8 protein-coding genes and 2 pseudogenes are annotated in these 10,336 nt (G+C 65.9%); 4 read left to right on the forward strand and 6 right to left on the reverse strand.

Features of this window, described 5'->3' with window-relative positions; genetic code table 11:
* From ligD to AC1DJN_RS19640, 3 genes are all read right to left on the reverse strand, one after another.
* On the reverse strand, positions 1 to 2,020 hold a 2,020-nt coding region (gene ligD, locus AC1DJN_RS19630), incomplete at its 3' end, for a DNA ligase D (RefSeq protein ID WP_478039888.1).
* A 3-nt stretch (positions 2,021 to 2,023) separates the two neighbouring features.
* Positions 2,024 to 2,950, reverse strand: coding sequence for a non-homologous end joining protein Ku (gene ku / locus AC1DJN_RS19635; RefSeq protein ID WP_025875519.1), 927 nt, complete (start codon positions 2,948 to 2,950; stop codon positions 2,024 to 2,026).
* 145 nt (positions 2,951 to 3,095) lie between these two features.
* On the reverse strand, positions 3,096 to 3,494 hold the full coding sequence (locus tag AC1DJN_RS19640) for a hypothetical protein (RefSeq protein WP_025875521.1): 399 nt from the start codon (positions 3,492 to 3,494) through the stop codon (positions 3,096 to 3,098).
* Positions 3,495 to 3,635: 141 nt separating this feature from the next.
* Here AC1DJN_RS19640 and AC1DJN_RS19645 point away from each other — a divergent pair, with 141 nt between their 5' ends.
* A complete protein-coding gene (locus AC1DJN_RS19645) occupies positions 3,636 to 3,962 on the forward strand; it encodes a hypothetical protein (protein ID WP_025875523.1) in 327 nt (108 codons plus the stop codon).
* Between the two features lie 39 nt (positions 3,963 to 4,001).
* Here AC1DJN_RS19645 and AC1DJN_RS19650 read toward each other — a convergent pair.
* Positions 4,002 to 5,945 (reverse strand): annotated as a pseudogene (locus AC1DJN_RS19650) (TonB-dependent receptor family protein); the annotation flags it as partial.
* A 171-nt stretch (positions 5,946 to 6,116) separates the two neighbouring features.
* On the opposite strand from AC1DJN_RS19650, the gene AC1DJN_RS19655 reads away from it, so the two are divergent.
* The 3 genes from AC1DJN_RS19655 to AC1DJN_RS19665 all read left to right on the forward strand — a co-directional run bounded on the left by AC1DJN_RS19655 (position 6,117) and on the right by AC1DJN_RS19665 (position 9,491).
* Positions 6,117 to 7,319, forward strand: coding sequence for an amino acid aminotransferase (locus AC1DJN_RS19655; protein WP_025875527.1), 1,203 nt, complete (start codon positions 6,117 to 6,119; stop codon positions 7,317 to 7,319).
* 336 nt (positions 7,320 to 7,655) lie between these two features.
* Positions 7,656 to 8,672, forward strand: coding sequence for a class 1 fructose-bisphosphatase (locus AC1DJN_RS19660; RefSeq protein ID WP_025875529.1), 1,017 nt, complete (start codon positions 7,656 to 7,658; stop codon positions 8,670 to 8,672).
* Positions 8,673 to 8,780: 108 nt separating this feature from the next.
* Positions 8,781 to 9,491: a 2OG-Fe(II) oxygenase gene (locus AC1DJN_RS19665; RefSeq protein ID WP_032978467.1), complete on the forward strand. Its 711-nt coding sequence runs from the start codon at positions 8,781 to 8,783 to the stop codon at positions 9,489 to 9,491.
* Positions 9,492 to 9,502: 11 nt separating this feature from the next.
* Here the strand turns inward: AC1DJN_RS19665 and AC1DJN_RS19670 are convergent, their stop codons facing one another.
* Together AC1DJN_RS19670 and AC1DJN_RS19675 are read right to left on the reverse strand one after the other, a co-directional pair.
* Positions 9,503 to 10,096, reverse strand: coding sequence for a hypothetical protein (locus AC1DJN_RS19670; RefSeq protein WP_282280092.1), 594 nt, complete (start codon positions 10,094 to 10,096; stop codon positions 9,503 to 9,505).
* Positions 10,093 to 10,336 (reverse strand): annotated as a pseudogene (locus AC1DJN_RS19675) (RHS repeat-associated core domain-containing protein); the annotation flags it as partial. The gene AC1DJN_RS19670 and the pseudogene AC1DJN_RS19675, both read right to left, overlap by 4 nt.

A 10,336-nucleotide genomic window follows, 5' to 3' on the forward strand; every position in this document is an offset into this window, starting at 1 on the left:
GTGAAGCGGCCCAGCTCACGCCCTCACCCGGATCAAGATCGAACACCAGCCGGTCGGGATGTTCGGGATCGGCCACCGTCGCGCCCCACGGATGCAGTTCCAGGGTGTTCATCTGCACCAGCTGCAGCAGGCCGCGTTCGTCATCGATATAGACGTAGTCCTCGCGCCCGCTCTTCTGCTGCAGCGGCACCGCATGCACCGCATCACCCAGGCCCTGGCCATGGTGCTTCTGGAAGAAGCAGGCCTTGCCGACGCCGTCGGGACAGCGCAGCAGCGACAGCGGTCGCCCACTGATTTCCGGCAGGATCCAGCGTGCCATCTGCCGGTAGTAGTCGGCGACATCACCCTTGCTGAGTTTCTTCTTCGCAAACACCATGCGCTCGGGATGGGTAATGGCAACGTCGTCGCCGTCATCGGCCGGTGTTGCACTCATCGCCAGGTCCTCCTTCTTCTTGTCACTGCGCAGCCGCTTGAAGCTGGCCTGGCGCAGCAACCCTTCCTTGCCCCAGCCGCGGAACGCGACCTCGGCCACCGTTACCGGCTTGACCCAGCGCACGCTGGCCGCACGCAACGGCACGTGCGCCGGCAGCTCCAGCACCGCCTCCTTCACCGCCAGCGGCGCGAGCGCGGCCGCCAGCGCGCGCAGCCCCTCATCGTCGAAGCCGGTACCGACGCGGCCGACATAGCGCAGGCCGCCCTTTTCCGGCGTGGCCAGCAGCAGCGAACCAAATCCCACCCGCGAGCCTTTGGGTGCGGTGTGGCCGATGATCAGGAATTCATCGGTGTCCTCGTGCTTCACTTTCACCCAGCTGCGTGCGCGGGTGTTCACGTAAGGCGCATCGACCTGCTTGCTGACGATGCCTTCGAAGCCCGCCTTGCCGCTGGCTTCGAACACGGCAGGGCCGTGGTCGATGACGTGCTCGCTGAAGGCCAGCGTGCCAACTGCATCGCCGATCAGTTCCTTCAGCAGTGCCTTGCGTTGCAGCAGCGGCGCACGGCTGATGTCGACCCCGGCCACGCCCGGCAGGTCGAACACGATGTAGCGCAGCGGTTGTTTCGAGCTGCCGTCGATCACCCGCTGCAGCGCGGCGAAGTCGCTGCGGCCGTTGTCGTCCAGCACCACCAGTTCCCCGTCCAGACGCGCATCGCGCACCGGCAGCGCCTGCAGCGCCTGCACCACTTCGGGAAAATCGGCAGTCCAGTCCAGGCCATTGCGCGAGCGCAGCGTCACCTCACCTTCGTGCAGATCGGCCAGCAACCGGTAACCATCCCACTTGATCTCATGCAGCCAACGCTCGCCATCGGGCGCGGTGTCGCGGTGATCGGTGAGCTGTGGCTTGAAYTGGTGCGGGTAGCTTCTGTCGCGCGCCCCGTCCAGCTGCAGCGCGCGCGCATGCCAGCGTGCATCGGCCTTGCGTGGGTGTGCGGCACGTGGCGCTGGAGCCGTCTTCTTCGCTGAAACCCGGGACCTCTTTGCGGATGTTCGCGCTGGCGTGTGCAGCAGATCGTCCGCCTCCGCATCCCGTGCCTGCGCGTCATCGCGCTTGATCAGCAGCCACTGCACCTGGCGGCCCTTCATCGCCGTGCGTACCAGTTTCCAGCCACCGGCCAGGCGCTGCCCGTGCAGCAAGAAGTCGATCTTGCCCGCCGCCAGTGCTTGCAGCGGATCACCTTCGCAGGCCCAGCTGCCGTGGTCGAACACATCGACGTGGCCGGCGCCGTAATGGCCTTCCGGAATATCACCTTCGAAGCCGGCATAGGACAGGGGATGGTCTTCCACCTCCACCGCCAAGCGCTTCTCACCCACCCGCAGCGACGGCCCCTTCGGCACCGCCCAGCTTTTCAGCACGCCATCCATTTCCAGGCGGAAATCGTAGTGGCGGCTGCTGGCGTGGTGCAGTTGGACCACGAAGATCGGCCGCCGCTTCGGATTGCCCTGTGCCGGTGCATCGTCCGGCTCCGGGGTCTGTCCGCTCCCCCCGCCCAGCCGACGCTTGCGGCGGTACTGATGCAACGACATGGCTCAACCCGCCTTGCGTCGCGCAGGGGTTTTCTTTGCCGCCTTCTTGGCGGCCTTTTTTGCCGGTGCCTTCTTCGCCGCTGCTTTCTTGGCTGGAGCCTTGCGCGCGGCCGCCTTCTTCGCCGGCGTGCGCTTGTTGGCATCCAGGCTCTTCTGCAGCAGCGCCATGAAGTCCACCACGTTGGTGGTTGCGTCCTCGCGCGGTGCCGGCTCGTCCTCCACCTGGGTGGTGCCGCCCTTGGACTTGATGCGCTTGTTCAGCACCTGCTGCAGGCGTTCGCGGAATTCATCGTGGTACTGCGAAGGATCCCAGTCACCGGCCATCGACTCGATCAACTGCTCGGCCATCGCCGTTTCCTTGCTGGTGATGCGGTAATCGGCAAGCTTTCCACTGGGCAGCTTGTAGTCGTCAGGCTCGACCAGTTCCTGCGGATAGCGCAGGATCATCAGCACCAGCGCGTCATCGTTGGGCATCACCGCGCACAGGTACTCGCGCGTGCGCACCACCACCCGGGCGATACCGACCTTGCCAGTGCTGCGCAGCGTTTCCCGAAGCAGCACGTAGCCTTTCTCGGCCTTTTTACCCGGCACCAGCAGATAGGGCTTCTCGTAGTAACGCGGGTCGATCTGGCTGGCGTCGACAAAGGTTTCCACCTCCACCGTTTCATGGCTTTCCGGCGCCGCCGAACGGATATCGTCTTCCTCCAGCACGACGTAGCTGCCCTTGTCGTACTCGTAGGCTTTGACGATGTCCTTCCACGGCACTTCCTCGCCGGTGTCGGCGTTGACCCGTTCGAAGCGGATCGGTTTGCGATCGCGCGAATCCAGCATGCGGAAGTGCAGGTCGACCTTGCGCTCGCCGGACATCAGCGAGACCGGTACGTTGAGCAGGCCGAAGGAAAGCGTACCGGTCCAGATCGGGCGGGCCATGATGCGCACCTGTGTTTCAGCAGGGGTAGCCAGCTTCAGCCGGCTACCGTGAAACAACCGTGTCGGCCACGTGCAGACCATGCGGTAGTGCCGGCCGCTGGCCGGCAGCTCCTTGAATCCTGGCGATGCCTGCCAGCGACCGGCACTACTGCAGCAGCGGCCTCACCGCAGCGGCCGGGATATGGTCCAGCGCGCGCCAGGCATCTTCCACCACCGGCTGCGCCTGTGCCCAGTTCAGGCGCGACTGTCCGCGCATCTGGTCCCAGTGCTCGGCCAGTTCGCCACTGGTATCGGCCTCGCCRCCACGCGGCCAGTCAGCGGCGTGGGTGGTCAGCGCGAAGGCGTACACCGGGCACAGATCGCGCCAGTTGCGATGCCCCTGCCCGCGGCGTTCCTCGTAGTCGCTCAGCATGTACTGCAGGTAATCCTGCGCCACCGCCTGCGGATCCTCCAGGCGGCGCGTCCGGCGCTGCGTGCTGCGCTGGCCAAGCGGATCCAGCAGGGCGTTGAACACGGACGGGGCGGGGCGTTCAAGACGGGGCATGGCCGGCTCCTGCAGCAGGGCGGGTGGGCAGGAATACGCGCGCCGCCGTTATCCAGTCGTGACAAAGATGTTCATGACGCCAGGTTCGCAGTGGCTTTACTTCGTCCGCGCTCTAGTGGAGGCCTACCGGAGGAACGCCCCATGACCACCACCCGTGACCCCCTGCGTGAGAACCACACCCCCGAGCCGGGCGAGCAGCGCGGCAAACACGATCTGGCCGACGCCGAGGACCGTGGCGCCGGCATGTCGACACCGGACGAGGGCGTACTGCCCGTCGTGCGCCGGCCTGAACAGGCCGCACAGGACCGCAAGGACTGCGGTGACCGCAATCGCGGTGGCCAGGAAAGTCCGCTGAAGCGGCGCGAGCGCAAGCAGCACGCCAGCGACAACCAGGACGAGGCGCTGGAAGAGACCTTCCCGGCCAGCGATCCAACCTCGCCGTTCGTGCCCGCCAAGGCCCCGGATTGATCGGTAGCGCCGGGCCATGCCCGGCGGATCCGTCACGTCCGCGCCCAGGTTCAGCAGCGCGTATCCCGCTGCGCGCTCGGTGGCGATGTCATTCACCACCACGTCGCTGCTGGCGGCCGCTTCCAGCGCCCACTGCCACTGCCCCGGCGACCACTGCAGGCGGGCATACGCCTGCTGCCGGGGCACGCCGGGCAGGCGGCTGCCAGCGGCAACCACGGTGTCGGGCACTGCGCAGTTGCTGGCCGCACAGGCCAGATAGGGCGAACGCACCTGCGCCTGCAGCCAGGTCCAGGCCAGCTGCAGCTCCAACTGCTCGGCCAACGGCTGCCGGTACTGCAGCTCCACACCCTGGCGGCGGGTACGGCCGATGTTGCGGTACGTGCTGCGGCCGTTGGTGTTGCTGGCAACGGCCAGCTCATCGTCGGTATCTGCACGGAACAGGCTGATATCGAGCTGTCTTCCATCCTGCGCATGCCATTTGCTGCCCACTTCCACGCTGCGGCTGCGGGCGGCCGCCAGATCCAGCGCCAGCCCGGCCTGGCCGTCGGCGCGGTAGCCCAGCTCGTTGAACGTCGGGGTTTCAAAGCCACGCCCGATCGCCGCGTGCAGGCGCCACTGCGGGCTTGCCTCGAAGCTGACACCCGCCACTGGCGTGGTGGCCTGGTAGCGACGGCGGCCACTGTCGTCCGGGTTGCGCCCGACGATGTAGCGATCATCCGATTCGAAGCGCACCGCGCTGTGGCGCACCCCGGCCAGCAGCGACCAGCGCGGGCTCCATTGCCACCACGCCTGGGCGAACTGGTCCACGTTCTGCACGATGTCGATCTGGTCGCGACGCAGGCGGCCGCGTACCCCCACGGTGGTGCCGACGAAGTTCTCGTAGCCGGTGCGGTGCTGGCGCTGGCGATCGGCATTCACGCCCACCACCAGGTCCAGCGGGCGCCCCCACAGATCGCCGTTCCAGCCCCAGCGCGCGTCCAACCCGCCATAACCGCCGTCCAGGTCGATCACGCCACCGGCATGCAATGGGTTGGCCTGCGGTCCCGGCGGAATCGGCAGGTACTGGGTCACCGCGCGCTGCCCGGCATAGCCCATCAGCTGCCAGCGCTGCGCACCGGCTTCACGGGTCCAGCGCAGGCCTGCCTGCTGCTGGCGCACCGATTTGCGGGTGTTGTACTGCTCAGCCACCGCCGTGGCCTGGCGTGGATCGGCCGCCACCTGCGCGCGGGTCAGGCCCAGCGGGTCCTGCGCGTTGGGCGCGTGCAGCGCATTGAGCAGCAACTCCAGGCGGCCGCCAGCGAGCTCGGTGCCAAGGCGCGCGTTGAGCGATTCACGCCGCGCGCGGCTGTGGTCACGCCAGCCATCGGTGCTGAAATGGTTGGCGGCCACGTTGTAGTCGACGCCAGGGCCCGCCCCGCGCAGCTGCGCGCCGACGCTGAGCGTGTTGTCGGCACCGGCACTCACCCGCACCCGCCACGGGTCACCGGCCTGGCCCTGCGCGCTCCACACCTGCAGCACGCCCCSGGACGAATTTCCATACAGGGCCGAGAACGGCCCGCGCAGCACCTCGATGCGCTCGGCACCGAGCAGGCTGGCGTGCGACAGCTGGCCCTGACCATCGGGCATGGTCGCCGGCACCCCATCGATCAGCACCCGCACCCCGCGCACACCAAAGGTCGAACGGGCGCCGAAGCCACGGATCGACAGCTGGGTGTCCTGCGCGAAGTTCTGCCGGTCCCGGGCCAGCAGGCCCGGCACTCCGCCCAGCGCCTCGGACAGCTGCGTGCCCGGGCCGGTACGGTCGGCGTCGATCCACACCGTATCCAGGCTGGCGGGCAGGGCGAAGGGGTCTACGCCGGGCACCCGCGCGGCCTGCACCTGCACCGTCGGCAGGGCGGTCGGCAATGGCTCGGCCGTCACCGCCAAAGGCAGCAGCAGCAGGGCGGAAAGCGGCAGGCATTGGCGTCGTGCGCTGGGATTCATGATTCAGGTTGATGGATCGGGCGGCAACGCACGCCATGGTACGGGCAGGCGGATGACGATGGCGGCGGCCAGCCCCGGCAGGCTTTGTTACGATGGGTCGGTTTCGGCCGACAGGCCGCAAGCCGCGTGGCGCAATTCCTCCCCCTTTCCGTCTACCGAACGAGTACCGCCGTGTCCTTCTTTGCAAACGTGGAACTGGTCCCAGGCGACCCGATCCTGGGCCTGACCGAGGCGTACAACGCCGACAGCCGCCCGACCAAGGTCAACCTGGGTGTGGGCATCTACTACGACGAGAGCGGCCGCATTCCGCTGCTGCGCGCCGTCAAGCAGATCGAGCAGCAGCTCGCCAACGAAGCCAAACCGCGCGGCTACCTGCCGATCGATGGCCTGCCGGCGTACACCCAGGCCACCCGTGAGCTGGTGTTCGGCAAGGACTCGCCGCTGCTGGCCGCCGGCCGCGTCACCACCGCCCAGACCGTCGGTGGCAGCGGTGCGCTGCGCGTCGGCGCCGACGTGCTGAAGAAGCTTCTGCCGCACGCCACCGTCGCACTCAGCAACCCGAGCTGGGAAAACCACCGCGCCGTGTTCAGCGCCGCTGGTTTCGAGGTGGTCGATTACACCTACTTCGACCCGACCACCCATGGCGTCAACTTCGACGGCCTGCTGGCCGACCTGGGCAAGCTGGAAGCGGGCACCGTGGTGCTGCTGCACGCCTGCTGCCACAACCCCACCGGCGCCGACCTCACCGTCAGCCAGTGGAAGCAGGTCGCACAGCTGCTGAAGGACCGCCAGCTGTTCCCCTTCATCGACATGGCCTACCAGGGCTTCGACAAGGGCATCGAGCAGGACGGTGCCGCGGTGCGCATCATCGCCGAGGCCGGCATCGACAGCTTCATCGTCGCCAACTCGTACTCCAAGTCGTTCTCGCTGTATGGCGAGCGCGTCGGTGCGCTGTCGATGGTCGCGCCGACCGCCGCTGACGCCAAGGCCGTGCAGTCGCAGGTCAAGCGCGTGATCCGCACGATCTACTCCAGCCCGTCCACCCACGGTGCTGCACTGGTTGCCGGTGTGCTGACCAATCCGGAACTGCGCGCGATGTGGGAGCAGGAGCTGACCGAGATGCGCGAGCGCATCCACGCCCTGCGCCAGGGCCTGGTCGAGAAGCTGGCCGCCGCCGGCGCCCCGCAGTTCGGCTTCATCAACGAGCAGGCGGGCATGTTCTCGTACTCCGGCCTGAGCCGCGAACAGGTCGAGCGCCTGCGCGACGAGTTCGGCATCTACGCCGTCGGCACCGGCCGCATCTGCGTGGCCGCGCTGAACCAGAACAACCTGGAATACGTCGCCAAGGCCGTGGCCACCGTCGCCAAGGGCTGATCGACCGCTCCAGCAAGCTGTGGAAACAAAGGCGCCRAAAGGCGCMTTTGTTTTTGCACCTGCCTTGCCACACCCTCCGCGCTCGCGGCACACCCTGAAACGCAGTGAGCGGGGCACCGTGGCCAAGACACGCCGTAAACCCATTCATGGGGGCTCGATCGGCGCATCCATGCGCCTCACGGCCTTGGCCACGGTGCCCCGCTCACTGCGCCTCGACGAAGGGAAGCCGCCACGACCGCAACGCCTCTGGAAACGATTACGCCTACCCCCGCTCACCCACGCGCAAGTCAGACCAGCGACAATAGGCGTTTTCCCGTTGCCGAGACCTGCCCGCCCATGTCCCGTACCTCGTTGACCCGCTTCCTGATCCAGCAGCAGCACGCCGGCCGCATCAACGCCGACCTGCGCCAGCTGATCGCGGTCGTCGCCCGCGCCTGCACCAGCATCTCCATCGCCGTCAGCAAGGGCGCCCTCGGTGGCGTGCTCGGCGAGGCCGGTACCGGCAACGTGCAGGGCGAAGCGCAGAAGAAGCTGGATGTCATCAGCAACGAGATCCTGCTGGAGGCCAACGCCTGGGGTGGCCACCTCGCCGCCTGCGCATCGGAGGAGATGGACCACAGCCAGCCGGTGCCGGACATCTACCCGCGTGGCGATTTCCTGCTGCTGTTCGATCCCCTCGATGGCAGCTCCAACATCGACGTCAACGTCTCCGTCGGCACCATCTTCTCGGTGCTGCGTTGTCCGACCAACGTCGAACTGCCCGGCGATGACGCCTTCCTGCAGCCGGGCAGCAAGCAGATCGCCGCCGGCTACTGCATCTACGGGCCCAGCACGCAGCTGGTGCTGACCGTCGGCCACGGTACCCACGCCTTCACCCTCGACCGCGAAACCGGCGAGTTCCTGCTGACCACCGAGAACATGCAGATCCCGGCGGCCACCCAGGAGTTCGCCATCAACATGTCCAACCAGCGGCACTGGGAAGCGCCGATGCAGGCCTACGTGGAAGATCTGCTGGCCGGCAAGGAAGGGCCGCGCGGCAAGAACTTCAACATGCGCTGGATCGCCAGCATGGTCGCCGACGTGCATCGCATCCTGACCCGCGGCGGCATCTTCATCTACCCGTGGGACAAGAAGGAACCGGGCAAGGCTGGCAAGCTGCGCCTGATGTACGAAGCCAACCCGATGGGCCTGCTGGTGGAGCAGGCGGGCGGCGCTGCCTGGACCGGTCGCGAGCGCATCATCGACGTGCAACCCGACCAGCTGCACCAGCGCGTGCCGGTGTTCCTCGGTTCGCGCGAAGAGGTCGCCGAGGCCGTGCGTTATCACCAGGAGCATGACGCGAAGAGCGTCTGACAGCGGCCATCCCTACAACGGTCATGGCAGATTGATGACATGACCGCAGGGTGACAGCTGCAGCTGCAAACGGCACCATCAAGCCCTTGCCGTCGAAGGAATGCACGCATGCACGAGCCGGGCCCGGTCGATTTCATCGAGGTCATCCACAACGCCGTCCCCAGCGACGTGTGCGCTGCGATCGTCGCGCGCATGCGTGCAAGCCAGGGCCTGAAACCCGGCGCAGTGGGCAGCGGTGTGTTCCCGGAACTCAAGCACAGCAAGGATCTGCGGATCAGCGGCGTGGATGGCTGGCAGGATGTGGACCAGCAGCTGCAACAGGCGGTATTTGCGGGTCTGCAGACTTATCTACGCCGTTATCCACAGGCATTGATCGCGCCGTTGATGTTGCAGATCCAGGACAGCAACGGCCAGCCGCGACGCCTGTCGGCCGAGGATTTCCCCGACATGGCGCCGGAGCAGCTGGCGGATCTGGCGCGCACCTGCCTGCGCCCGGGCGCGATCAACCTGCAGTGGTATGCGGCGGGCGAGGGCGGTTACCCGTACTGGCACTGCGAGCTGTACCCGAAGGACGCGCAGGCCGAGACGCTGCACCGGCACGTGCTGTGGACGCTGTACCTCAACGACGACTTCGACGAAGGCGAAACCGAGTTCCTGTTCCAGGGCCGCAAGATCGCACCGCGCACCGGCAGCCTGTTGATTGCGCCGACCGCGTTCACCCACACCCATCGTGGCAACCGGCCGCAGGGCGGCGACAAGTTCATCGCCACCAGCTGGATCCTGTTCCAGAGCGCGCAGAAGTTGTTTGGGGGAGGGTGAAGCTCTCGCAGCTACTTGGTCGGTCCAAAAGACAGCCAGAGATTGCCGTTGCCGCCTTGCCAAGCACTAAGCCTTTCGAGCGGCATTTCCTTGATTTGGCAAGTGAACTGCAGATCGAAGGGTCGGTCTTCTTTTCGATAGCTGTTCCATCCTACAGCCTTCACTTCAACTTCCATTCGGCTATCGCGCTTGTGCGGTCGATGGAGTTCAACAGTTACTGCATTGGACAGCCAGTAGTCTCCCTTGTGCGCGAAGCCCGCACCACCACTGGTTAGGCGTGCGCCGACCACCTCCTGCGTCCCTTCAGAGGACGGTGTATATCCCGTCAGGATGCCGGTGATCTTGGTGTACTGCTGGGAATCCATCACGCCTGATGATTCCGAGAAGATGCGAAGCAGAATGAGCGTATCGGTGCCCTTGCTCACCACCTGACCTGTATTTGCTGTCCACAGACGCTGTTCGAACTCATCCATGCCAGCCGGCATGTCGGTGACGATCGTTGCCTGCGGAACGATGATGCATTCATGCAATTCACGCGCGTGGACTAACTGCGTTCCGAGCACGAGAAGAAGGCAAGAATAAGCCATATGGATAGAGAACTTCATTGTGTGCACTCACATGTGGCCTTACGGGCTTTGTCATAGTTGTAGATCTGTTCCCGAGCTCGCTTGGTTGCCTCCGGCGAAATGTAGCCGTGATCCCAACCATTTTCTTGAGTTTGCAAATTTCTAGGGCGCGTGAAGTGGAAGCCTTCGTGGATTATCGTATCCAGTACGTTGTAAACGCCCGCCCAATCAAGCACATCCAAGTATCTGTTGTTCAGATGAATGCGACCATCCCCATAC

This window comes from Stenotrophomonas sp. 05L414_2, from assembly GCF_056397905.1.